Raw genomic sequence first — 23,684 nt, forward strand, 5'->3', positions numbered from 1 at the left:
TTAACTTTTTTGTCAAAAATCGTTAGGCTAGAGCAGTCTGATAAGGTCTAGGTTGTTATGAAACAAGAAACTGCGCTGAAACTCATGAAAACAGGTGAAAATGTCTTTTTGACAGGTTCCGCAGGTGCAGGAAAAACGTATACATTAAATCAATATATAAACTATCTAAAAGCGCGTAAAGTGCCTGTGGCGATTACAGCATCTACAGGGATTGCTGCAACGCATATGAATGGGATGACTATTCATACATGGGCAGGCATCGGTATTAAAGATGTACTTTCAGATGAAGATCTGAAGCGTATGAAAGAACGTAAATATTTAAAAGAGCATTTGGAAAATGCCCAAGTCTTGATTATTGATGAAATTTCAATGTTACATGCCAAACAACTGAATTTGGTTAATCAAGTCTTAAAATACTTCAAAGAATCAGATGAAGCTTTTGGTGGTATTCAAGTCATCGCAGCGGGGGATTTTTTCCAGTTACCCCCCGTAGGAAAAAATGATGAAAAAAACCGTGATAAGTTTTGTTTTATGTCAAATGCTTGGGTGGAAGCAAAATTCCGTGTTTGCTATTTGACTGAGCAACATCGTCAAGATGATTCAGCATTAAATGATGTTCTTAATGCCATTCGCGCGCAAAACATTCAACCACAACACCTTCAAGCTTTACATAACACACGCAATCAAAATATTGGTGACACTTATACACGTCTATATACCCACAATATGGATGTGGATAATATTAATTATAAACATTTAAATGAAATTTCAGGCAAAGAACACCAGTTTGTTGCAGTGGCGGATGGTAATGAAAAACTGATCGAAACACTGAAGTCTTCAGTTCGTGCACCTGACGAATTAACCCTAAAAAAACATGCCAAAGTCATGTTTGTTAAAAACAACTTTGACATGGGCTATATCAATGGCAGCTTAGGGGAAGTGGTCGGTTTTGAAGAAGATGATGAACTGGGATTGTTGCCTAAGGTAAAACTTACAGATGGTACAACGCTATTGGTCGAACCTGAAACTTGGTCTGTAGACAACGATGCAGGCAAAACCATTGCGAGTTTACAACAAGTTCCACTGCGTTTGGCATGGGCAATTACCATTCATAAATCGCAAGGCATGACCTTAGAAGCTGCTGAAATTAACTTGTCTCATACTTTTGAAAAAGGGCAAGGTTATGTCGCATTATCACGTTTGAAATCCATCGAAGGTCTGCGTTTACTGGGTTTTAATGAACAAGCCTTAGAATTAGACAGTTTAGCCATTAAAGCGGATCGCCGTTTCCAAGAGCTTTCAACTGAGGCAGAACAGCACTTTGCTGAGGAAGATTTAACTGTTCAACACAATGCATTTATTCGACATTGTGGAGGGACATTGAATGCATCTGAAATTCAACGCAATGAGAAAAAGTTAGCGAAAAATGCCGGTAAAACCAATTACGCGACAGCAACATTGGACGAAACTCGTGAGTTATTTGAAAATGGTTATGAAATTCAGGATATTGCCAATGAGCGTGGTTTGACGCCTGCAACCATCATTAACCATTTAGCAAAATTACACCGCGAACAAGGCTTGGATATTTCAGTGGCAAGCCCCGATGAAAATGTGCTTGAGCAAGTCCGTAAAATCTATAAAAAATTGCAAAAACGTCAAGATCCAAGCCATTTTAGTGAAGAAGGTGCAATCAAATTGCGTCCAATTGTTGAATTGACGAATCCAAAAATGGGCTATGACCAAGTACGTTTAGCCTTATTATTTATTGAATAATGTACGATGCAATATTGAACAAAATATTGCGTTTTAGATTTAAGTTATTTGCGTTAATTTGGCAAAATGTCAAAAAAGGAAGTGTATCGTGCCACAAATGGTCGTTGAATATTCAGACAATATTAAAGCGCTGAATCAGCAAGATTTGATGTTAAATTTAAACCATGCTTTGTTTGATACAGGTTTAATTGATCATCCTTTTAATATCAAGACACGTATTCGTGCCAATCAAGATTTTTTAATTGGTTTTGGTGACAATCATCAAGCGTATATTCATGTGCGTTTAGGCATCCTGACAGGGCGTACCTTAGAACAACGTCAACGGATGTCTGCACAATTATTGGCATGTTTAAAAGATTTTGACCAATATCAAGCATCAGGCTTAGAAATTCAATTATGTGTGGAAATCGCTGAAATGCCAAAAGAAGTGTATGGAAAAATCAGTGTGTTAAAATAGAAGTAATATCATGTTAAAGAGATTTAATTTTTAAATCTCTTTTGATCCAATGATCGTTAATGATCGTCACTCGATCAAATACGAAAAATGATCTAAAGAATAGACAAAGCGATCGAATTTAAAATGAACATATAAAAAAGGAATATGATTGCTCATATTCCTTTTATCTGTTGCTGTTGTGGCGATATTAGAAATTATATTCCATTCCCACACCAACTACAGTTTTCTTGTCTTCGGCTTTCCAGTCGTGTTTTTGCTGTGCTAAAACACCATAAAAACGAGTTTGTTTGTTGAAGTTATAGTCTACGCCAACACCATATTGATCAATGGTGCGGTCAGTCATGCCATCTGCTGTGGTTTCAGCAGATTGATACTGTGCTTTCAATGTGACAGGTGTTTCAGGAATTGTATAACCAGCAGTAATTGCCCACGCTTTTTCTTCAGCAGATGCAGCTTCAGGTTTAAGTTTAGCAGCAGTCAATGCAGCAGCAGAAGGTGAATCAGAGAGTTCAGCGTGTTGCCATAAAGCGCCAAACACTAGACCTTTTGCACCTAAAGCACCGAGGTCTAATGATCCTGTTACACGGTAAGCATCAGATTCAACATCTTTTAAGCTAAGTGCAGCATAATCACCTGGTACAGCAAAGTTACCTGCAATTGCAGCAGCTAAACCGATCTCTTTATTTTCGTAAGAAATCGAAGTAGAAATGCCACTGAAACTATCATTTTCTTTTGTTGTGTATTCAGTAGAATTGTGTTCGCCAACTTGTGTCATTAGATTGAACTGTAAGCCTGGAACGATTAAGTTTTTATCCGTTTCAAAGCCTACTACATTTTTAAGACGCTCTTCACCATGCATGGTTTTGGTAATGTCTAAGTTTGTGTCATCATTAAAGATATCTTGGTACTTGCCCGCAGCAGTTTTGAAATAAGAATCGTAGTTACCTGCTTTTACTGTACCGATGTCTTTAAATTTAAGACCTAAAAAACGGTTACGTGCGCTCCAATCTGTATCCGAACCTGAACCATCTGTAGAGACAGCCCATTCTGCTTGGTATACTGCTGCAATACGATCTGTTAATGCTTCTTCACCTTTAACCCCGATACGTGAAGCATTTGAATTTAATTGGGTTTCATCATTATCAGCAAAATCATAATTTTGAACTTGGTTTAACGAAACATTGAGCTTACCGTACAATGTTGGCGCTGCTTGCGCTGCGCTTAAGCCGAATGATGCAACTGCGGCAGCGAGTAGCACTTTTTTCATTGAGATTTCTCCAAATCAGTTCTGTCGGGCATGGCCCTGTCACTTTTTATATTGAGTAAGTAAGAAACAAATCTTTACGATACTTACTAACTTGGGTGCAGTATCTGCAAACTTTGTTACAAATGGGTGAAGAGGAGATGACATTTTGATGACGATGCTAAGAACAGAATGAAAAAGAGCTGAATGAATGGAAGTTATTTTGGTCACAATAAAAAAATGAGGCTTTAAAAGCCTCATTGAGATGTTGCGATTTAGTCTTTATTTTTAAATTTTTTAAAGCGCAGCTTTGATTTTTTCTGCAAAGGCTTTGATTTTTTCTTGATCGCCCATTTGTGCTGCATGCTTGCCAAGTTCATGTACTGAGCTTGGAATGAGGTGGAAGTGCACATGTGGCACGGTCTGACCAGCGGCCTCTCCTGAAAGCTGCATGAGTACAATTCCTTTGAGGTCTAATGCCTTTTTCATGGCATTGGCAACTTTTTGTACCACTTGAATAGTATATGCTGCTGCATCAGGTGGTAGATCAAGTAATGTCACGGCTGGGGTTTTAGGAATGACTAAAGTATGACCATCGGCTTGTGGCATAATATCCATAAATGCCAGCACTTGTTCGTCTTCGTAGACTTTGATAGCAGGAAGTTCACCACGTAAAATTCGTGCAAAAATATTTTGATCATCGTAAGCCATTTTAAATTCCTTGCTTATGCGGTTTAAACTGTGAATGTGTCTATCATAGCGTTATTTACAGTTTAATTCTTTTTGACGCGCAGCAATTTGATCTAACTTTTGTTGTTCTTTGTCAGAAAACTTAGGTTTTGAAGTAAAACAATTTTCATTGCCAAATTTTGCTTTTGCTTCAGGATCTTTGAAGCAGAAACCTTTTGATGCATAAATGACATTATAGTCATCTTGCAATTTTTTACACTCTTGTGCGTTATCTGCTGCAAAAGTATAAGAACTGATCAACATACTAGTAAATGTAAAGGCTGTAACGAACAACTTTTTCATGAGTTTACCTCAATTGGACATATTGGATTGTCACTTGTATCATTTAGATTATAGGGGACAATCTTTGTTTTTCAATGGCGAAAAATTATTCATGTGTAATTTTAATTCATATTTCATTCATATATTTAATATCAGGGTTTAAAGACGAGTCATTTTGACTCAGTAAAGCATTATTGATGTTCATCTCACGATTTTAGTCATGGAATTTTCAATATGAAAAAAGCATGCGTTAGTGCGCGCATGCTCTTTAAAATTATTTGTGTTGAATCTTTAATTAATCGCTTAATTATTCTAAAGTGATGTTACTCCATGATTCATAGAGTTTAATCGCAGTTGAAAAGTCACTATTCGGTTCAGCTAAAGCATTTGCAGCTTGGATCAAACTTTGGGTTAAGCCAATCACAGGGGCTGAAAGTTTTGCTTCTCGCACTAAATCGATTGCAATACCAGTATCTTTAGCTAAAAGCGGTAGGGCAAACGTCAGTGGAAACTCACGGTTTAAAATCCGTTGAGGTAAAGCTGTTTCAGTAACACCACTTTTACCACTCGAGGCATTAATACAGGCTAATGCTTCATTTAAATTTACCCCATGTGCTTTAAGGGTGGTAAACCCTTCTGCTGCAGCACAGAGATGAACAGCCATCATCATGTTGTTAATGGCTTTAACGGCAAAGCCTGCACCTGATCCACCCACGTGTTTGATCAATTGCCCCATAGCTTGCATGGCAGGTCGTGCCTGTTGAAAAGCATCTGAGTCGCCACCGACCATAAAAGTTAAAGTTGCATTTTCTGCACCAATGGTTTGCCCACTCACAGGCGCATCTAGGAAATGAACACCTTGTGCAGCCAAGTGTAAAGCTTGTGCTTTGGCTGCTTCAGGTACACCACTGGTACAGTCTACCCAAATGCAGCCTTTTTTGAGTTGTACTTGCGCCAAAATAGCATCTACTTCCTGACTGGTCGGTAAGCAAGAAAAAATGACATCGGCTTGACTCGCTTGGCGTAAATCAACCGCTTGTGTGCCATATTCAGCTGCATGTTGCTTAGCTTTGTCATGATTTCTATTCCAAACATAGACCTCATTAAAATGTTTTGGTAAATGTGCTGCCATACGATAGCCCATTGCACCTAAGCCAATAAATGCAACTGATTGGATCATTGTTTTAGTCCTTATATTGTGTTGAACGTTTATCTAACCATTGGGCAAGCATCGGCCAAAATTCTTCCGCACTTTTTTGACTCGACATTAAGCCTAAATGCCCACCCGGAATTAGAGTAAACGTGACATCATTGCTGTTTGTCAATTCGCTCAAAGGCTTAACAGAGGCTGCAGTGACCATTTGGTCATTTTTTCCAGCACCAATTAAAAGTGAACAATCAATGTTCTTTAGCTCAATGGTATGTTCCTTTAAACGGATTGCACCTGTTTTTAACGGATTTTGCAGCCAAATATTAAACAACATGTCTTGATTAACCCCCCCTGGATAATCAATCATATGGTTTAAAAAATTGCCCAAAGTTGCATGCTCGTATAGTAATTTTTCATCGTCTAGGTTGAGTAACAGTTGTTTATGACCTTCGTACCAACCTTTGGGATCTAAAATTTTAAAACCGATTGCATTTAAAATACCCGGTGTGTGTAAGATTCTTTTTGGAATGATGCCATGATAAATCGATTGTTGAATTTTATGATTTTTAGATAAAAGTATATTGATTTTTTTATAAAGTTTGCCAATGCCACCTGAGGAGTAACTGTCAATCGGACTGCCTAAAACAATCAGATTTTTGACATAATTGGGCTGTCTTAACGCCGTATATAACAAGACAAAAATCCCTGCCATACTCCAACCATGCAAAGAAATTTGTTCACTTTTAGAATGCGTGCGAATTTGGTCAATACAATACGGAATTGCTTCATCGATAAAATTTAAAAAATTGAGATTGCGATGTTTATAGTTAAGTTTACCCCAATCTAATAAATAGACATCAAAACCTTGTTCGGTAAAGTATTTAATTAAAGAACGATAAGGATAAAGGTCATAAATAGACATGTTGATTGCAAGTGGTGCAACAAATACTAAGGGTTCTAAGTATTTGCGTTCAGTTGCGGCATAAAAGCGAATTTTAGCCTGCTTGTGGTGACCAATGATTTCATAAGGCGTGGTTTGCGATAAAACTAGTGATTTACCTTTGAAAATGCGTCTAGATAAATTTTTAATTTTGCTCGAACGGACTTGAGAATCACTCGTTAATTGTTCCATAAGGCGGTTTAGTCCAGAAATCATAAAAGTTTGATTGAAGTCTAAGCGATAATTTCACATTATACCTTGACCTTAAATACACTAGACGCTCAAAATATTAGCAATACTTTACAAAGGCAGTGGATCACTGAATTTAACATGAGCCAACAAGATGAGATAGAATACCAACTGGATACATTAGCAATTCGTACAGGACATACACGTAGTTTTGAAGGTGAGCATAGCGAGCCAATTTTCCTTACATCGTCTTTTGTATGTGAAAATGCGGCTGATGCTGCGGCTAAATTTTCTGGACAAATTGAAGGAAATACCTATTCTCGTTATACCAATCCAACGGTACAAGCATTTGAAAAGCGTTTAGCCGTTTTAGATGGTGCGGAACGTGCAGTGGCAACAAGTTCAGGTATGGCTGCGGTACATGCAGTTTGTATGGCGTATCTTAAGGCAGGCGATCATGTGATTTGTTCACGTGCTGTGTTTGGCTCAATTATTTCTTTATTTGAAAAATACGTTGTTAAATTTGCTGTAGACGTGACATTTGTAGACTTAGAAGATTTAGAAGGTTGGAAACAAGCTGTTCGTCCAAATACACGGTTACTTTTTATCGAAACGCCATCTAACCCATTGGCACAAGTAGGTGATATGCAAGCGATTGCGGATATTGCTCATGAACATGGTGCTTTATTTGCCGTGGACAATACGTTCTGTACACCTGTATTACAACAACCGATTAAATTTGGTGCAGACTTGATCGTCTATTCATCAACAAAATATATTGATGGGCAAGGTCGTGCGCTAGGTGGTGCAGTTGTTGGTAAAGACAAACTTGTTGAAGAAATTAATGGCGTAATTCGTACATTAGGTAATTCAATGAGTCCATTTAATGCGTGGATTTTCTTAAAAGGTTTAGAAACCCTCAGTTTACGTATGAAAGCACATTGTGAAAGTGCACAAAAACTTGCAGAATGGCTCGATGCACATCCAAAAGTTGAAAAAGTGTATTACGCAGGTTTACCTAACCATGCAGGTCATGATTTGGCTAAAAAACAACAATCAGGCTTTGGTGGTGTAGTCTCATTTGTGGTGAAGGGTGAGCGTCAGGGGGCTTGGACTGTGATTGATCACACTCGTTTCTTGTCGATCACCAGTAACTTGGGCGATGTAAAATCGACCATTACCCATCCAGCAACCACCTCACATGGTAGAATGTCAGATGAAGCGAAACAAGCCGCAGGCATTGTAGAAGGTTTAATCCGTGTATCTGTAGGTTTGGAAAACATTGATGATATTATCGGTGACCTTTCTCGTGGCTTAGATTTAATTTAGAATCTACTTGAATGAAAAAATACTCAAGTCTACATGTTCGGTGCAGACTTGAGTTATGAAAATTTAAACCACTTTATGTTCGGAGAATTTTATGAACATTAATATGCTCATGCAGCAAGCTCAACGCATGCAAAAAGATATGGAAAACAATGTCAAAAAGGCAAAAGAAGAACTTGCTCAAACTGAGGTTCATGCCGAAGCGGGTGGTGGTTTAGTCAAAGTGACAATGACTTGTCGCAATGTGGTAAAACGTATTGAAATTAGTCCTGAACTTTTACAAGATGATGCTGACATGATTGAAGATTTGATCGCTGCAGCAATGAATGATGCTGCACGTCAAGCAGAAGTCGTATCTGAAGCAAAAATGAAAGAAGCAAATGCAGGCATGGGTTTACCACCAGGTCTTGCAGGCATGTTTTAAGGGTCACTTAGGTGTTTAGTAACCGTTTTGATCAATTGGTACAAGCATTAAGAATATTGCCCAGTGTTGGACCAAAGTCGGCACAGCGTATGGCATTGCATTTGATTATGAAAAATAAAGAAGGTGCTGTGGCTTTGGCATCTGCTTTAAATGAAGCGACGTCTTATATTCATGAGTGTAGTATTTGTCATTCTTTAACTGAACATGAAATTTGTGATATTTGTCAGTCTACAGAACGCAACGATCAAATCCTTTGTGTGGTTGAGTCACCTGCGGATGTTATGGCAATAGAGCAAAGTGGCAGTTTTAAAGGGAAATATCACGTTTTAGGTGGGCATTTATCACCTTTAGATGGGATTGGACCTGAAGAAATAGGCATTCCTTATTTGGTACAAAGATTGGCAAATAACCCAATCCAAGAAGTGATTCTAGCGACCAATGCAACTGTTGAAGGACAAGCAACAGCACACTATTTGGTAGAAGCAACCAAGCATTTAGGGATACAAATGACCCGTATTGCACAGGGTGTACCTCAAGGTGGTGAGCTTGAATATGTCGACAGTCATACACTGAGTCAAGCTGTCCATAATCGGATGCAAATGAAATAAGCACATCATGTGCTTATTTTTTTAAACTTGATTTAGGGTTTATTTTGTTTGGTTTGAATCTTGTGCAAATATGTATAGGTCAAGCGAATAATTAATCCATTTTTCATCAGGTTATGCTTTAAATATAAATATTTACAATTACGATGCAGAATAGCTACTCAGAAAATGTAAATTTATGCCACGATGCAATTCAATCATGATAATGATTGTTTTCAAGTGATATTCAGATATAAATGGATTTATATAGGAATTAAGTGTTAAAAACTATTTTTCAAATACATTTGGTGTGTTGATATTGCTGAAAAATATAGCTTTTGTTGTAAATTACTTTAAAAATATTATATTTATATTTTATATATTAAGGTAAAATCAACATTTTATTTAAATGTAACATCTTGACGCAAAACAGACATGTTTCAATTTATTCATCAGCAAAACGAACTCGACCATGTGATCCAATTAATGCGTCAGAGCTCTATTTATGGTCTCGACACTGAATTTATCAAAGTCGATACATTATGGCCAAAACTTGGCGTGTTCCAAATTAATGTCTGTGATCAAGTATTTTTACTTGATGGAACAACTTTAGATTTATCAGGTTTTTGGGCATCTATTTATCAGGCAGAGCAGAATGTATTTCATGCATGCAGTGAAGATATTGATCTGATTTATCATTATTCGCAAAAAAACTGTTTAGAAAATGTCTTTGATACACAAGTGGCCATGTCATTTTTAGGACATGGTTTGCAAGTCAGTTATCAGTCTGCATTGAAAACAGTTTTGGATATTGAAATTGATAAAGATCAAACGCGTTCAGACTGGCTAGCACGTCCTTTAACGGGTAAGCAAATGGATTATGCTGCAAATGATGTATTATATATTATGCAATTAGCAGATGATTTAAAGCAGCAATTGAACCGTAAAAATATCTATAATTGCGTGGTTGAAGATTGTAAAAATCTCACTTATGAAATTGCACAAGAAACACCAAAAGATAAATTATATACAGACATTGGTAACTATCGTCATTCACGTAAACAATTGATGCAATTACAACAATTAAGTTTGTGGCGTGAGGAATTGGCGAAAGCTTTAAATCAGCCAAGAAGCTTTATTTTAAAAAATTCGACCATGCATGATTTGGTAGAAAAAAATCCGAAAAACAATTTCCAGTTGTCTCAAAGCAAAGATATTCGTCCACATATTGTGCGTGAACATGGAAAAACGATTTTAGATTTATTAAAATTTTTACCCGATATGGATGAATGGCCATTACGTATAGCACGTCCAATCAAACATTCCTCACAGGAGGTTGCACAGACTGTGGAGAATTTAATTTTAAATGTCTCTACGGAAAAGCAAATTCCGAAAGAAGTCCTGATGCGTAAAAAATGGATGAATGCATTGTATCAGCACGTGGTTTTTCAACGTGATGAGCAGGATTTGCCCCGTTATTTATTGGGTTGGCGCTATGAGGCATTAACACAACCATTGCTTAAAATCTTGATGAATGACAAACAGTATCTTTCTATGCAAATGGAAGTTTTCCCATAAGCATATGTGGATTGAGTTAAAATAAATTGGTTAAAGAATTTACAAACAGCATAAAATAACGACTGATGCGTTAACAAACACTAATGTATCGGTTGTTTTTTTCATGTATGCTGTGTTTGAGTTTTAGTTATGCTGTTGAATAAAATGCATTGTGATATTTATAAGTCGAGCAAAAAAGATGAAATGTATCTTTATGTGGCTCGCCCAAATCATCCAAATGAAGCTGAAAATGCTGATCCACTTGACATTTTAGCTGAACCTTTGCGTGTTGCATTTGGTCGTGCAACCTATGTGATGCATTTGGAATTAAGTGAATCTCGTAAGTTAGCGCGTGTGAATGTTTTACATGTGTTAGATTCATTACAAACAAAAGGTTTCTTTATTCAAATGCCGCCAGAAGGATTAATTAATCCAAATGCGGTAGAGCCAGAGGGGCTACGTGGTGCTTGAGCAGTTATCGGGAATATGGACAAATTTCCTCAACCTATTTGATTCTATACCAGAAGACAATATTGCGATCACCGTCTATATTCTTGGGACACTGATTATTTTAAGGTGTTGGTATTCGATTGCAAAACGTCTACCTTCACCCCTGGGTGGGATTACATGGATTATTGTATTTGCTGTTATTGCAACGCCTACCATTTCAGAAGGACCTAATTCTGCAATTGCACCTGCATTTTTTGGATTGCTTTTCGGGATACTGACCAAAGATTCTCCATTAATTTGGTCGAATATCGCGCTGATTGTTTTTGTCATCGGTATCGGCTTAGTGCTCGGCTTTTTTTGGTCGAAATACCAAGCAAATAAAAATTTAATGCAAAAAACAACGTCAACGAAGAACACATCACCACTTTAAATAAAAAATAAAGGTTTATTATGTCTGTGGAAGCACAACAATTTACAGGGACAGCGCAATATATTGCGACTGATAGTTTGAAACTTGCAGTCAAAGCAGCACGTGCGTTGCAAAAGCCGCTTTTGGTGAAAGGTGAGCCAGGTACAGGGAAAACCTTATTGGCTGAACAAGTGGCTGAGAGTTTAGGTCTTAAACTCATTACTTGGCATATTAAATCGACTACCAAAGCCCAGCAAGGTTTATATGAATATGATGCTGTATCACGTCTGCGTGATAGTCAACTCGGGGATGACCGTGTTTATGACATCAAAAACTATATTAAACCCGGTAAGTTGTGGGAAGCTTTTACCAGTGAAGAACGCTGTGTTTTATTGATTGATGAAATTGATAAAGCAGATATCGAATTTCCAAATGACTTGTTGCATGAACTCGACAAAATGTCGTTCTTTGTTTATGAAACAGGGGAAACGATTACAGCAACTCAACGTCCGATTGTGATTATTACTTCAAATAATGAAAAAGAACTTCCAGATGCATTCTTGCGTCGTTGTTTCTTTCATTATATTGAATTCCCTGATGAAGCAACCATGCGTGAAATTATTGCAGTGCATTTCCCGAAAATTTCATCGACTTTGGTGACTGAAGCTTTACAAGTTTTCTTTAAATTACGTCAAGTGCCTGGTTTGAAAAAACCACCTTCAACGTCTGAGTTGATTGATTGGTTAAGTTTGCTCATGGCAGATGATATGCCAGAAGATGTATTGCGTAATCATGATAAATCTAAAGCCATTCCACCTTTATATGGTGCGCTGATTAAAAACGAACAAGATGTGCAATTGCTTGAACGTTTAGCCTTTATGTCGCGTCGTTAATAGGGGGATCGCCAAATGTTTGTGCGATTATTTTATACCCTACGAAAATATGGTGTTCCTGTCTCAACACGTGAATTGATTGATCTCAATCAAGCCATTGCGGCAGGTCTCGTCTTTGCCAATCAAGATGATTTTTATCAACTCGTGAAAACAGTCATGGTCAAAGATGAGCGATTCTTTGATAAGTTTGATCGTGCAATGAAGGATTATTTCGAGGGGATTCAAACCTTTGATATCGATGATTTGCTGAGTAAAGTTCAAAATTTACCGAAAGATTGGTTTGATTTAGAACTGCTTGAAAAGCATTTAACACCTGAACAACGTGCGGAGTTGATGAAAGCGGGTTCATTAGAAGAATTGATGAAAATGCTAGAAGAGCGTTTACGCGAACAGCATAAAAAACATCAAGGTGGTAACCGCATGGTGGGTACAGGCGGTACATCACCGTTTGGTGCATTTGGGGATCATCCCGAAGGTGTGCGGATTGGTGGTCCAAGTCGGAAAAACTCAGCCGTTAAGGTATGGGAACAGCGTAAATATCAAAATTTGGATGATGAACAAATCTTAGGTACACGTCAAATGCAAATGGCTTTGCGTCGTCTACGGAAATTTGCTCGTCAAGGTGCAGCTGAAGAACTGGATATTAACAGTACCATTTATGAAACTGCTAAACAGGGAATTTTAGATGTGCAAATGATCCCTGAGCGCCGTAATCGCATCAAAGTGTTAATGCTGTTTGATGTCGGTGGATCGATGGATTCTCATATTGCACAGTGTGAAAAACTATTTAGTGCTGCTAAAACTGAGTTTAAAACGCTGGAATATTTTTATTTCCATAACTGTTTATATGATTATGTATGGAAAGATAATTTTCGCCGTTCATCTACTAAAATGAATACATGGGATTTATTGAATACCTATGGCAAGGATTATCGTGTCATCGTGGTAGGTGATGCCAGTATGGCACCTTATGAGTTGAAGTCAGTAGGTGGTTCGGTTGAGTATATGAATGATGAGGCAGGCGATGTGTGGTTACGTCGTTTACGTCAACATTTTGAAAAAACAGCGTGGCTCAATCCAGAACAAGAAAATTATTGGCATTATACGCAAACGATTGGTTGGATTAAGCAAATCTTTGATGATCATATGTATCCGATGACTTTGAAGGGTATTGAAGATTTGACGAAATACTTATCCCGTTAGTTATAAAAAATATTTATAATTTCTGTTTGAATTGAAACTGATTGATGATCTGAGGAATGAAATGACACATCAAATAAATGGCATTGCTTTACCCAATGAAGATGGCTTTTTTGGTGAATACGGCGGTCAATTTATTCCACCCCATTTAAAACAAGCGATGGATGAAATTAATGTGGCGTATGAAGAAATTCGTCACACGGCTGAATTTCAAAATGAACTTGCTGATTTATTTGCGAATTATGTAGGTCGCCCAAGCCCTTTATTTCACGCGAAGCGTTTGTCTGATCAAATTGGCGGCGCACAGATTTACTTAAAGCGTGAGGATTTAAACCATACAGGCGCACACAAAATTAACCATTGTTTAGGTGAGGCTTTGCTTGCTAAATATATGGGTAAAAGCAAAGTGATTGCTGAAACAGGTGCAGGACAGCATGGTGTGGCTTTGGCAACTGCGTGTGCTTTAGTCGGGATTTCATGTGAAATTCATATGGGACAAGTGGATATTGAAAAAGAGCATCCAAACGTTGTTAAAATGAAAATTTTAGGCGCAAACCTGATTTCGGTAACGCGTGGTACAGCAACGTTAAAAGATGCGGTAGATAGTGCTTTTGAAGAATATTTAAAAGATCCGAAAAATTTCATTTATGCCATTGGTTCAGTGGTTGGTCCACATCCATTTCCAAAAATGGTTCGTGATTTCCAAGCGATTATTGGTGATGAAATTAAAGTTCAAACCAATGCACGTTTTGGTACAAATCCTGACTATGTCGTGGCGTGTGTCGGTGGTGGTTCAAATGCAATGGGCGCATTCACTGCATTTTTAAATGAAGAAAATGTCAAACTGGTCGGGGTTGAGCCAGCAGGCCATGGCTTAGACACAGATATGCATTCGGCAACATTGACCTTGGGTAAACCGAGTCAATTACATGGTATGGCGTGTTATGTATTAGAAGATGAACAGGGTGAGCCTTTACCTGTACATTCAATTGCTTCAGGTTTGGATTATCCTGGGGTAGGTCCACAGCACAGCTTTTTAAAAGATTTAGGGCGTGTGGAATATTCCACAGCAACAGATCAAGAATGTTTAGATGCATTTATGACTTTGTCTCGTGTTGAAGGGATTGTGCCTGCTTTAGAAAGCTCACATGCAGTCGCTTGGGCAATACGTGAAGCTGCAAAAATGCCAAAAGATGTAAAAATTGTTGTCAATTTATCAGGTCGTGGCGATAAAGACGCAGACTTTGTTGCAGGGAAATTAGGTTTACACTAATTTGTACAGTTGATGCCATAAAAAACCTAGCTTAAGCTAGGTTTTTTATGGCGATTTAAAAATTAACCTGAAATATATTGTCTTAATTGTTCGATCAGTTGTCGTTGATCTTCCATCGTTGCTTTTACAAGGTCACCAATAGAAACAAAACCGATTAATTCATCATTTTCAATGACAGGCAAATGACGTAAATGGCGATCGGTCATTAGACCTAGACATTCTTCTACCGTGTTATTACGTGTTACAGAAATCACTTTTGGTGTCATAATCTCTGCCACAGTGGTATGGTCAGAAGTACGTTGCATCAAAGCAATTTTACGCGTGTAATCACGTTCAGATAAGATGCCCACCACCTTTGTGTTTTCGGTAACCACTAATGCGCCAATGCCTTTATTTGCCATAATGGTAATGGCTTGCAAGACGGTATGTTCAGGCGAAATTGTAAAAATTTCTTGACCTATTTTATTATGAATCACTTGAGCAACTGTGGTCATCATTATTTTCCTTTTCGTTTTTATTGCACTCTTTTAACTTAGCTTTATTTTAAAAGAATGCAAATACTTTCTTATGACAATTGCAGAAAAAAACAATAGTTTGTTTAATCTTTCGTCAGGAAAAGCTTAAATTACAGATGATGGGCGCAAAATAAAAATTTTGAGTGCGAGGGGAAAGAAAATATTCATGCAATTTAAAATTAAATTGCATGAAATTGCATGGAATTATGAAAGAAAAAATGGTGCATTTGTAGCGTTGAAAGTTTGAATTTGCGACCTGATGAATTGAATAAAGCAGGTTTGACATTCAATCGTGTTAGGGTTGGTAGTAATGCTTCTTGAAAGTCTTTCGGTGTGATTTTCTTTGGGGTGTATTGTGGCCAATGTAAGCTAGCATATTGATATGCTTGCAAAGAATTTAACCAAAATGGAAAGAATATGTCATTTTTGTCGGTCTTCATTGCCCAACCTTGATGATATAAGCCCCATAAAACACCACAGTACATGAGAGATTTAAGAATAGAGAGTTTAATTGTCAGTTCTTTAGAAATTGGTTGAAGAAGGATGTATTTTTTCATGATAAACAATCGAATTTGATACAAGACTATTGTAAGTGATTCGGCTGTTCTTTTGATGTAAGCTTGCTGTTAATTCGTAAACAAATATAAATAAAAAGGGGGGCATTAAAAAACGCCACCTAAGTGACGTTTTGTTATGCTTGCATTGTGGCTAATTTTTGCCAATATTGTGCTTTTAAAGAATCACGTTCTACACGGAAACCTTGGAAATAGAGTTCTGCTAAGAACATTGCTGCTTTACCATGACCAGCTTTTGCTGCGTCTTCTAACTGTTTTACTGCATCTACAAAGTTCATTTCTGAATGGATCGTATTTACCGCATTTGCATAAACATGTTCTAAGTCATGTTGAGAAAGTTGATGAATCATATATAACTCCTTATTGTAATTATGATCATTAAGACCTCCCATGAGGTCTTTTACTAACACTACTAATTTAACTTCTCTTTATTAAACTAATATTACATTTTACTTAACTTGTCAACTATTTTGAGACACTAGATCGTATGGTTTATGATTACATGATTAAACAATAATCAAAAACAATTTTTATTAAAATCTATATAAGGAAGACGACTAAAAAGGAGAACAAATATGACACATATCATAGATGGTTTTAATTTTGATGTACCTCCGACTGAGTCTCAAATTGTTGCACTTGCTCAGTATCACCGCAAACAATTGGACGAAGCAATATTTCACCAAGAAATTCATTTAGGTAATTTTTGCTTAGCGCAAAGAAAGCGTGTGCATGATTATACACGAAATCTTGAACCTTTGCAAAAATTAGGATTTTATCGGGTTTACGATGGTGAATTACATCGTTTAGCAGATGATGATGATCTGCATCCAGCTGATGCAGAAGGTGGTGTCAGTGTATTTACAGTGTTTTTAGCCTTAGGAATTATTGCACTTATTTTATATTTTGCAGTGATTCGCTCAGTCTTAAACTAAATTATTTGGGCAAATGGAGTATCGCTTTTGCGGTGTAATATTGAGCCATATGATCATCAGGGTTATTTTACACTAGCTTGTTGAATAACCCTTAATTTTGTGTGTATTTTATTGAAACACTGTATTTTTTATTGCCTCAGGATTAAACTACTTCTACATTCGAGGTAGTACATGCTCATATCAAAAGATCAAATTTTACATTTTAAATCCCATATAAACTTAGAGTTTTTTTTGAAAATGGCAATTATGGCAGTTGTGGTCTTTATTTTAGTGATTTCAACTTACGCTTTATTCCGCCCAATTAATGTTGAAAAATATCAACAGGTTGCCCAGCTTTCTCTACAAGAAGGTTATCCTCACACACAAGCTCGTGCTCAGCATTTACGGCTTCAACCACAAATTGCTACGCATGAATATTTTAGGCTCATGCGTGCATATGCTTATGAATCGCATCGTGTAAAAGAATATCCTGCAATGGCCATTGAGGATGAATGATGTCTTAAATAGACTTTTATAGTAAATTGATGGTTATTTGCTCAAATTTTCTGTGCTTTTTTCAGATTTTAAAGGTGTATGAATGCCTAAATTTGCATTGAGCATGGTCTTTAAAGCCACTGCATCAAGCTGATTGGCGACAATGACCAAGGTTAAACGATCTGCCCGAATATGTGTTTGTAATGCAGTTTGGACTTGTTTGGCTGTTATTTGACTGAGTTGTTGTTGATATTCTGACAGGTAATTGCTTGGTAAATGGTAAAAAGCAATCGCTGCCAATTGTGCATTGATATTGGCATTGCTGCTAAAAGTCATTGGAAATGAACGTAGCATTCCTTCTTTGGTTTCTTCTAGTACTTTGCGCTGAATCGGTTGTCGTACAAAATCGATGAGTGCTTGATGTGTGACACGAATACTTTCCATCATTTGGTCTTGTTGTGTGCTATAACTCAAACTAAATAATCCACGCGCTTGAGTAGAAGACAATGTGCTATATGCACCATAAGTATAGCCGCGCTTTACACGTAATTCTTTCATTAAAACCGAGTTAAAGCCATTTCCACCAAACATTTGATTGGCAACTTCGAGTGCAATACGATCAGGATCTTCACGCCTAATGCCAAGATGCCCCATCATAATATGGGCTTGGGTCGATTGATAGGGAATATATTGAATATTAAAATCAGTTTGATCTAGAGGTTCGGGCAGTTCGGCTGCTTTTTCACCCTGTGCTAAATTTTGTGTGATTAGGTTGCCTAATTGGGTCGCTTGTTCTGTGCTTAGATTGCCTGTGATTGCAATATTCATATTTTGTGCGACTAAAAGTTGTTTACGAAATTGAACCAATAATTCAGGCGTAATTTTTTGAATACTGCCATTTGTTCCCACACTCGGTTCTGCGTATGGATGCTTCCCATAGATTGCACGATAGAAACGGATATTCATTAGCCGATTTGGATTTTCTTGGATTTGTTTTTGTCCAATTTTTGTATTATTTAAAACTAAATTGAGTCCACTATTATTAAAAGTCGCATGATTGAGAACATGTAACATCATCTCGATTGCGGGGTTGAGTTTTTGCGGATCAGACAATACACGCATTCGAACTGTAAACATATCACGGTATGCGTTGACACTAAATTTTGCACCTAAACCGTCGAAAATACTGGCGATTTGTTTTGCAGTATATTGATCTGTACCCTCAGTCATCAGCCGTGCTGCCATATTGGACAGTCCATTCAAGCCTTTGGCAATATTTTCGTCTTGGGCAGATCCTGCATTGAAGGTCAGTTGGATGTCTACAATCGGAAGATCTTGCACAGCAACAAAGAGTGTGCGGACCTTATGAGCGTTATTGAGTTGTTGTACAAAAGGTGCTTCATAGCTTTTTTGCTGACTTAAATTTTTTAAGCTTTGCAAAGAGCTGAGTGATTTTAAAGGGGTGGCATTGGGTAATTCTTCGATGTTTTGCGAGGCGTCATGATCAAACTCAGCTAAGCTCAGGTTAGAACAAAGTAGTGTGCTTAGTAATACAATAAATTGCGATATTTGCACTGAAAGCTCCTGATTCTCTATTTTTTGTTATTTGATTCGGGGCTTAAGTACAAGGTACTTAAATTATCGCGAACAAAATAAATATTGGCAATCCGTTGTAAATCTTGTGGAGTCACTTTTTCATAATGTTGGGCTAACTCATCCATCAGGCGGTAACTCAAGCCATTTACCTCTAAATTGCCAATCATATTTGCTTGCCCAATAATATCATCTTGGCTATAGATTAAATTAGAGACAAAATTGTTTTTCACACGTGCTAACTCGGTTTGATTGACCAATTCGGTTTTAAATAAATTCATTTCTTTTTCGATAGCAGCTTGTGCTTCGGTCAGTGAAACATTTTCAGAAGGTAAGGCGGAAATAATAAATAAGCTATCCCCACGATTGTAGGGGTCGTAACTTACACTAATGGCAGTCAACAATTTTTTATCACGAATCAATCGGTCTTGCAGACGGGCAGAGATTCCGCCATCGAGTAAAGATTGAATAATCGTGAGTGCATAAGCATCTTGTGGATTTTTGGCGGTGGCAAGGGAGCGAACATTCCATGCCATAAATAAGTTTGGAACCTGTACAGGGAGTGACAACTCCATATGACGATACCCTAAACGGTCAAATTCAAGCACATCATTGCGGTCAGGTGTTGTTTTTTGACTAATGGCGGAAAAATATTTTTCGACTTGTTTGAGTGCTTGTTCTGCGTTGACATCGCCAACAATCACCAAGGTCGCATTGTTAGGCGTATACCACGTTTTGTACCATTTTTTTAAATCATCAAGTTGAATATTCTGTAGATTTTTCATATAGCCAATTACAGGTTGGCGGTGGTGACTCGTAGGGTAGGCAATCCATTTAAAACGTTCGTATGCTAAATTACGCGGATTATCATCGGTACGTTGACGGCGTTCCTCCATAACGACTTTGATTTCAGGTTCAAAATCTTGTTGACGTAGGACGAGGTTTTGCATGCGATCGGCTTCAAGTTCTAAAGCCAATGGAAAATACTTTTTAGGGTAAAGCTGATAATAATTAGTATAATTGGTAAATGTTGCAGCATTGATCCGCCCACCATAAATACGACTCAGACGTGTAAATTCATCATCGGGCACTTTTTGTGTGCCTTTAAACATCATGTGTTCTAAGACATGTGATATGCCGAGTACATTGCCAAATTCATCACTACTGCCTACTGCATACCAAATCTGTGTCATCACAATCGGCGCACGATGGTCTTCTCGAATAATGACTTTTAGACCATTATTTAAAGTTGTTTCCACGGTTGTACGTGCTAATTGACTTTGTGTTTCAGCAAATGCTGTGGGAATGTGACAAGTCGTCAAGAAAAATCCACTTAAAAGTACGACATGAGATAAAGTTGAAAAAATAGAGTGAGGATTTTTTTTGATTTTCAGCACTACCTACCCCAAACGTGTTAAATACATAAACCATTCTTTAGAAAAATATTTTTTAAATCAATATTGAAATGTTGCATTTTAGTTGATTTGCATCAGCATCAGCACAAATACCTTAAGCATATATTTAAAAGTGTCTTAAACGCTTATCAATAGGACAATCTGTGCTAAACTCTTTCTTTTTTAACATGATGCTTTTCAAGGAATCGGCATGCAAGAACAGCACAATAAATTCTTGATTGATGCGGAAATTGGTGATGATGATGTCACATTACCGAGTTTACCCACCGTTGATGTGCCCATCGTTGAAAATAAAATTATAGAAACACCGGTTGTACAAGCGCCAGTAGCAGATACGGCTGTGACAGATGAACAACAGTCAGAACAGCAAACGAAAGGTGGTTTTTTTAGCCGTATGAAGGAGGGTTTAACTAAAACCCGTAAAAACCTTGCAGACGGTATGGTGAATATTCTCATCGGTGGTAAAGAAATTGATGATGAATTGCTTGAAGAAGTTGAAGAACAGCTTTTAGTTTCAGATATTGGTGTTGAAGCAACCAAGACGATTATTGCTAATCTGACTGAGCGTACAGAACGTGGTGATTTAATTTATTCACATTCATTATATAAGGCTTTACAAGAAGAGTTGGTGGCATTACTTGCACCGCGTGTCAAACCTTTACATATTGACCCGAATAAAAATCCATTTGTGATTTTAGTGGTTGGGGTAAATGGGGTAGGTAAAACCACTACTATTGGTAAACTGGCTAAACGTTTGCAGGGTGAAGGTAAGAAAGTGATGTTGGCTGCGGGTGATACTTTCCGTGCGGCAGCGACAGAGCAATTACAAATTTGGGGTGAGCGTAACAATATCCAAGTGGTTGCACAAGGGCATGGAGCAGATAGTGCATCTGTGATTTTCGATGCTTTTGAAAGTGCTCGTGCTAAAGGTGTGGATGTATTGATTGCAGATACAGCAGGACGTTTACATAACAAAAGTAACTTGATGACTGAGTTAACCAAAGTGAAACGTGTGATGCAAAAAATTGATGCAACTGCGCCACATGAAGTCATGTTGGTTGTCGATGCGGGTACGGGACAAAATGCCATTAATCAAGTGGAAATGTTTGATGAAGCCGTGGGCTTAACAGGCTTAACCATTACTAAACTCGATGGTACTGCCAAAGGTGGTGTGTTGTTTAATATCGCAAGCCGTACACATGTACCGATTCGTTTTATTGGTGTCGGTGAAAAAATTGATGACTTACGCCCATTCTCTGCAAAATCATTTGTGGCAGCATTATTTGAAACTGAAAAATAATGAATCTAGCTACAATGTGGAATAAATAAACAAAAAACTCCGTTATCCACGGAGTTTTTTGTTTTTAAATGATTTTATGCTGTAAAAATAGGCGTTAGAACCTTGCTTAAATATACAAATACATGCAATTAAAGCTAAAATACCTAAAAAAAATATGGTTTTTTATTCATTTTTTAGGGGGAATACAAATTGACAATTTTGTCTAAAATCGGTCAGGTGTTAGCAACGGATTTATCCAAAGATATACTTTTTAAACGAAAGGAAAATCAAAAGGATGAATGCAATTTTCTAGAAGAACTACGTAAGCGACGTAGTATTTATCATTTAGGTAAAAAGGTCGCTTATCCACAAGATGACTTAGTGTCTTTAATTAAAGAAACAGTATATTGCTGTCCTTCAGTGTTGAATTGTCAAAGTACACGTGTGGTTATTTTGCTGCAAAAATCACATGCACAGTTTTGGGCAATGGTCAAAGAAATCCAAAAAAAATACATGCATGAAAAAGCTTATGAGGGCATGGCATTAAAAATAGACGAAAGCATGGCTGCATATGGGACGATTTTGTATTTTCAAGATCTTGATGTCATACAAAAACTACAAAAATTAAGACCATTACAAGCAAATGACTTTGAAGTATGGTCAGAACAAAGTTTAGGTATGGTGCAGTTTGCAGTGTGGGGATTATTGGCAAGTTTAAATTTAGGGGCGGCTTTACATCATTATAATGCCAATATAAATGATGAAATTTTGCAATATTATGACTTACCCTCACATTGGCAATTAAAAGCACAAATGACTTTTGGCTCAATCATGACGCCAGCAGATGCTAAAAGCTATGAGGATGATCAAGTGATTTTTCGAGTATTTTCATAAATGTATATAAGCTTTTATAAAAAATTTGACATTTTATAGGATTAAAGCGTAAAGAAAGGCTATTTTTATTCGATATTCATCATGCGCATGGAAGCTAGGTCATAATAATTACACTGATTGATGATTGAATGGATCAGTCTGTGTCTTAGCTAGGATGTTGACATATTTAAAGCATTGATTTTTAGATATTGTTCTATTTATGCAACAGTATGTCATATAGATACCACTAACGAAGATTTTTTGAATGTAATACACTTAGCTTATCTTAAGAACACGACCATAGGGTCAAAGAAATATTGAGGATTACGATAATGTCATTTTTAGATCAAATCAAACAACGCCGTAGTATTTATGCAATTGGCAAAAATGTGACTTTGGATAATTCAAAAATTGAAGATATCATTAAGCAAGCCATTAAACTTAGCCCATCTGCATTTAACTCACAAACTTCACGTGCAGTGACATTATTTGGTGATTCACACGTAAAATTTTGGACAATTGTGTTAGAAACGTTACGTAAAATTGTACCTGCAGAAGCATTTGAAGGGACAAGCCAGAAAATTAATAGCTTTATCGCTGGTTATGGCACAGTCTTGTTTTATGAAGATCAAGATGTGGTAAAAAGCCTGCAAGAACAATTTGCACTGTATGCAGATAATTTTCCAATTTGGTCAGAGCATTCAACAGGAATTGCACAATTTGCAACATGGACTGCGCTTTCAGAAGCTGGTTTAGGTGCATCATTACAACATTACAATCCAATTGTAGATGAAGAAGTGGCACAAACCTTTAATGTTCCTAGCAACTGGAAACTTCGTGCTCAATTGGTCTTTGGTTCGGTAGAAGCACCTGCTGGCGAAAAAGCATTTATGGATGATGCTGAACGTTTTAAAACATTTAACTAATCAGTTTATTAAATACAAGGGCGCTTAGGCGCTCTTTTGTTTTTAGCTTGTATAAAGTACCGTAGATATACACATTATTTGATGTAAAAATAACAATATTTAGATTTTTTTAATTTTTTTGAAGCTTATAAAAAGTGATAAATTTCTTCAAATTACTTGTAAACTTTGGGTTTAAAAACAAATTGTCATAAAAATGTCATGCACACATAGCATAGTGCAT

Annotated in this window: 26 protein-coding genes; 16 read left to right on the forward strand and 10 right to left on the reverse strand. The window is 37.1% G+C overall.

The window, feature by feature from the left end; translation table 11 throughout:
- Positions 1-57 precede the first annotated feature (57 nt).
- Entirely contained in the window at positions 58-1,773 is a 1,716-nt protein-coding gene (locus tag HX129_RS07480; RefSeq protein ID WP_286435106.1) for a DEAD/DEAH box helicase, read from the forward strand.
- A gap of 97 nt (positions 1,774-1,870) precedes the next feature.
- Entirely contained in the window at positions 1,871-2,230 is a 360-nt protein-coding gene (locus HX129_RS07485) for a 5-carboxymethyl-2-hydroxymuconate Delta-isomerase (protein ID WP_218946259.1), read from the forward strand.
- Positions 2,231-2,417: 187 nt separating this feature from the next.
- Here HX129_RS07485 and HX129_RS07490 read toward each other — a convergent pair whose 3' ends face one another.
- The 5 genes from HX129_RS07490 to HX129_RS07510 all read right to left on the reverse strand — a co-directional run bounded on the left by HX129_RS07490 (position 2,418) and on the right by HX129_RS07510 (position 6,766).
- Positions 2,418-3,497 (reverse strand): porin, encoded by a 1,080-nt coding sequence (locus tag HX129_RS07490; RefSeq protein WP_130075192.1) that lies wholly within the window; start codon positions 3,495-3,497, stop codon positions 2,418-2,420.
- A gap of 273 nt (positions 3,498-3,770) precedes the next feature.
- Entirely contained in the window at positions 3,771-4,184 is a 414-nt protein-coding gene (locus tag HX129_RS07495) for an HIT family protein (RefSeq protein ID WP_130075191.1), read from the reverse strand.
- A gap of 51 nt (positions 4,185-4,235) precedes the next feature.
- On the reverse strand, positions 4,236-4,466 hold the full coding sequence (locus tag HX129_RS07500; RefSeq protein ID WP_286435116.1) for a YARHG domain-containing protein: 231 nt from the start codon (positions 4,464-4,466) through the stop codon (positions 4,236-4,238).
- Positions 4,467-4,791: 325 nt separating this feature from the next.
- Positions 4,792-5,664: an NAD(P)-dependent oxidoreductase gene (locus HX129_RS07505; protein ID WP_130075189.1), complete on the reverse strand. Its 873-nt coding sequence runs from the start codon at positions 5,662-5,664 to the stop codon at positions 4,792-4,794.
- Between the two features lie 4 nt (positions 5,665-5,668).
- A complete protein-coding gene (locus HX129_RS07510) occupies positions 5,669-6,766 on the reverse strand; it encodes an alpha/beta fold hydrolase (protein WP_286435105.1) in 1,098 nt (365 codons plus the stop codon).
- 138 nt (positions 6,767-6,904) lie between these two features.
- Between HX129_RS07510 and HX129_RS07515 the strand changes: the two genes are divergently transcribed.
- From HX129_RS07515 to trpB, 9 genes are all read left to right on the forward strand, one after another.
- The gene (locus HX129_RS07515; protein WP_130075187.1) at positions 6,905-8,092 is read left to right on the forward strand and encodes an O-succinylhomoserine sulfhydrylase; all 1,188 of its coding nucleotides are present in this window, start codon (positions 6,905-6,907) and stop codon (positions 8,090-8,092) included.
- Between the two features lie 91 nt (positions 8,093-8,183).
- Positions 8,184-8,513 carry a YbaB/EbfC family nucleoid-associated protein gene (locus HX129_RS07520; protein ID WP_130075186.1) on the forward strand — a complete coding sequence of 110 codons (330 nt, stop codon included), beginning with the start codon at positions 8,184-8,186 and terminating at the stop codon, positions 8,511-8,513.
- 11 nt (positions 8,514-8,524) lie between these two features.
- Positions 8,525-9,121, forward strand: coding sequence for a recombination mediator RecR (recR, locus tag HX129_RS07525; RefSeq protein ID WP_130075185.1), 597 nt, complete (start codon positions 8,525-8,527; stop codon positions 9,119-9,121).
- A 411-nt stretch (positions 9,122-9,532) separates the two neighbouring features.
- Entirely contained in the window at positions 9,533-10,675 is a 1,143-nt protein-coding gene (locus tag HX129_RS07530; RefSeq protein WP_130075184.1) for a ribonuclease D, read from the forward strand.
- 144 nt (positions 10,676-10,819) lie between these two features.
- Complete coding sequence (locus HX129_RS07535) at positions 10,820-11,125, forward strand: YcgL domain-containing protein (RefSeq protein ID WP_130075211.1); 306 nt, start codon at positions 10,820-10,822, stop codon at positions 11,123-11,125.
- Positions 11,115-11,534 (forward strand): hypothetical protein, encoded by a 420-nt coding sequence (locus tag HX129_RS07540; protein WP_286435104.1) that lies wholly within the window; start codon positions 11,115-11,117, stop codon positions 11,532-11,534. The genes HX129_RS07535 and HX129_RS07540 overlap by 11 nt, the downstream gene beginning before the upstream one ends.
- Before the next feature lie 20 nt (positions 11,535-11,554).
- Positions 11,555-12,406: an AAA family ATPase gene (locus HX129_RS07545; RefSeq protein ID WP_130075182.1), complete on the forward strand. Its 852-nt coding sequence runs from the start codon at positions 11,555-11,557 to the stop codon at positions 12,404-12,406.
- A 15-nt stretch (positions 12,407-12,421) separates the two neighbouring features.
- A complete protein-coding gene (locus HX129_RS07550; RefSeq protein WP_286435103.1) occupies positions 12,422-13,609 on the forward strand; it encodes a vWA domain-containing protein in 1,188 nt (395 codons plus the stop codon).
- Positions 13,610-13,670: 61 nt separating this feature from the next.
- Positions 13,671-14,879, forward strand: coding sequence for a tryptophan synthase subunit beta (gene trpB, locus HX129_RS07555; protein WP_286435102.1), 1,209 nt, complete (start codon positions 13,671-13,673; stop codon positions 14,877-14,879).
- Positions 14,880-14,941: 62 nt separating this feature from the next.
- Here trpB and HX129_RS07560 read toward each other — a convergent pair whose 3' ends face one another.
- The 3 genes from HX129_RS07560 to HX129_RS07570 form a co-directional block, all read right to left on the reverse strand.
- Positions 14,942-15,373 carry a CBS domain-containing protein gene (locus HX129_RS07560; protein ID WP_130075210.1) on the reverse strand — a complete coding sequence of 144 codons (432 nt, stop codon included), beginning with the start codon at positions 15,371-15,373 and terminating at the stop codon, positions 14,942-14,944.
- Positions 15,374-15,573: 200 nt separating this feature from the next.
- On the reverse strand, positions 15,574-15,951 hold the full coding sequence (locus tag HX129_RS07565) for a DUF2750 domain-containing protein (protein ID WP_130075179.1): 378 nt from the start codon (positions 15,949-15,951) through the stop codon (positions 15,574-15,576).
- Between the two features lie 134 nt (positions 15,952-16,085).
- Entirely contained in the window at positions 16,086-16,319 is a 234-nt protein-coding gene (locus HX129_RS07570; protein ID WP_130075178.1) for a hypothetical protein, read from the reverse strand.
- 225 nt (positions 16,320-16,544) lie between these two features.
- Here HX129_RS07570 and HX129_RS07575 point away from each other — a divergent pair, with 225 nt between their 5' ends.
- A complete protein-coding gene (locus HX129_RS07575; protein ID WP_130075177.1) occupies positions 16,545-16,904 on the forward strand; it encodes a hypothetical protein in 360 nt (119 codons plus the stop codon).
- A 231-nt stretch (positions 16,905-17,135) separates the two neighbouring features.
- On the forward strand, positions 17,136-17,399 hold the full coding sequence (locus tag HX129_RS07580) for a hypothetical protein (RefSeq protein ID WP_286435101.1): 264 nt from the start codon (positions 17,136-17,138) through the stop codon (positions 17,397-17,399).
- Positions 17,400-17,432: 33 nt separating this feature from the next.
- Here the strand turns inward: HX129_RS07580 and HX129_RS07585 are convergent, their stop codons facing one another.
- Positions 17,433-18,953 carry a M16 family metallopeptidase gene (locus HX129_RS07585; protein ID WP_286435100.1) on the reverse strand — a complete coding sequence of 507 codons (1,521 nt, stop codon included), beginning with the start codon at positions 18,951-18,953 and terminating at the stop codon, positions 17,433-17,435.
- 17 nt (positions 18,954-18,970) lie between these two features.
- On the reverse strand, positions 18,971-20,293 hold the full coding sequence (locus tag HX129_RS07590; RefSeq protein ID WP_286436136.1) for a M16 family metallopeptidase: 1,323 nt from the start codon (positions 20,291-20,293) through the stop codon (positions 18,971-18,973).
- A 283-nt stretch (positions 20,294-20,576) separates the two neighbouring features.
- On the opposite strand from HX129_RS07590, the gene ftsY reads away from it, so the two are divergent.
- The 3 genes from ftsY (at position 20,577) to HX129_RS07605 (ending at position 23,464) form a co-directional block, all read left to right on the forward strand.
- On the forward strand, positions 20,577-21,686 hold the full coding sequence (gene ftsY / locus HX129_RS07595; protein WP_286436137.1) for a signal recognition particle-docking protein FtsY: 1,110 nt from the start codon (positions 20,577-20,579) through the stop codon (positions 21,684-21,686).
- A 189-nt stretch (positions 21,687-21,875) separates the two neighbouring features.
- Positions 21,876-22,559 (forward strand): nitroreductase family protein, encoded by a 684-nt coding sequence (locus HX129_RS07600; RefSeq protein ID WP_286435098.1) that lies wholly within the window; start codon positions 21,876-21,878, stop codon positions 22,557-22,559.
- A gap of 308 nt (positions 22,560-22,867) precedes the next feature.
- Positions 22,868-23,464, forward strand: a complete 597-nt coding sequence (locus HX129_RS07605; RefSeq protein ID WP_171457512.1) for a nitroreductase family protein — start codon at positions 22,868-22,870, stop codon at positions 23,462-23,464.
- Positions 23,465-23,684 lie beyond the last annotated feature (220 nt).

The sequence above is a fragment of the Acinetobacter sp. 251-1 genome (assembly GCF_030329305.1).
Lineage (GTDB): Bacteria > Pseudomonadota > Gammaproteobacteria > Pseudomonadales > Moraxellaceae > Acinetobacter > Acinetobacter piscicola_A.

Bases quoted from the DNA above. Each gene is read 5' to 3' on its own strand.
- HX129_RS07510 (WP_286435105.1), bottom strand. From the start codon at position 6,766: ATGGAACAATTAACGAGTGATTCTCAAGTCCGTTCGAGCAAAATTAAA.
- HX129_RS07550 (WP_286435103.1), top strand. From the start codon at position 12,422: ATGTTTGTGCGATTATTTTATACCCTACGAAAATATGGTGTTCCTGTC.
- HX129_RS07565 (WP_130075179.1), bottom strand. From the start codon at position 15,951: ATGAAAAAATACATCCTTCTTCAACCAATTTCTAAAGAACTGACAATT.
- HX129_RS07535 (WP_130075211.1), top strand. From the start codon at position 10,820: ATGCATTGTGATATTTATAAGTCGAGCAAAAAAGATGAAATGTATCTT.
- HX129_RS07485 (WP_218946259.1), top strand. From the start codon at position 1,871: ATGGTCGTTGAATATTCAGACAATATTAAAGCGCTGAATCAGCAAGAT.
- HX129_RS07500 (WP_286435116.1), bottom strand. From the start codon at position 4,466: ATGTTGATCAGTTCTTATACTTTTGCAGCAGATAACGCACAAGAGTGT.
- HX129_RS07530 (WP_130075184.1), top strand. From the start codon at position 9,533: ATGTTTCAATTTATTCATCAGCAAAACGAACTCGACCATGTGATCCAA.
- trpB (WP_286435102.1), top strand. From the start codon at position 13,671: ATGACACATCAAATAAATGGCATTGCTTTACCCAATGAAGATGGCTTT.
- HX129_RS07575 (WP_130075177.1), top strand. From the start codon at position 16,545: ATGACACATATCATAGATGGTTTTAATTTTGATGTACCTCCGACTGAG.
- HX129_RS07495 (WP_130075191.1), bottom strand. From the start codon at position 4,184: ATGGCTTACGATGATCAAAATATTTTTGCACGAATTTTACGTGGTGAA.
- HX129_RS07490 (WP_130075192.1), bottom strand. From the start codon at position 3,497: ATGAAAAAAGTGCTACTCGCTGCCGCAGTTGCATCATTCGGCTTAAGC.
- HX129_RS07515 (WP_130075187.1), top strand. From the start codon at position 6,905: ATGAGCCAACAAGATGAGATAGAATACCAACTGGATACATTAGCAATT.
- HX129_RS07520 (WP_130075186.1), top strand. From the start codon at position 8,184: ATGAACATTAATATGCTCATGCAGCAAGCTCAACGCATGCAAAAAGAT.
- HX129_RS07480 (WP_286435106.1), top strand. From the start codon at position 58: ATGAAACAAGAAACTGCGCTGAAACTCATGAAAACAGGTGAAAATGTC.
- HX129_RS07570 (WP_130075178.1), bottom strand. From the start codon at position 16,319: ATGATTCATCAACTTTCTCAACATGACTTAGAACATGTTTATGCAAAT.
- HX129_RS07505 (WP_130075189.1), bottom strand. From the start codon at position 5,664: ATGATCCAATCAGTTGCATTTATTGGCTTAGGTGCAATGGGCTATCGT.
- HX129_RS07545 (WP_130075182.1), top strand. From the start codon at position 11,555: ATGTCTGTGGAAGCACAACAATTTACAGGGACAGCGCAATATATTGCG.
- HX129_RS07560 (WP_130075210.1), bottom strand. From the start codon at position 15,373: ATGACCACAGTTGCTCAAGTGATTCATAATAAAATAGGTCAAGAAATT.
- ftsY (WP_286436137.1), top strand. From the start codon at position 20,577: ATGCAAGAACAGCACAATAAATTCTTGATTGATGCGGAAATTGGTGAT.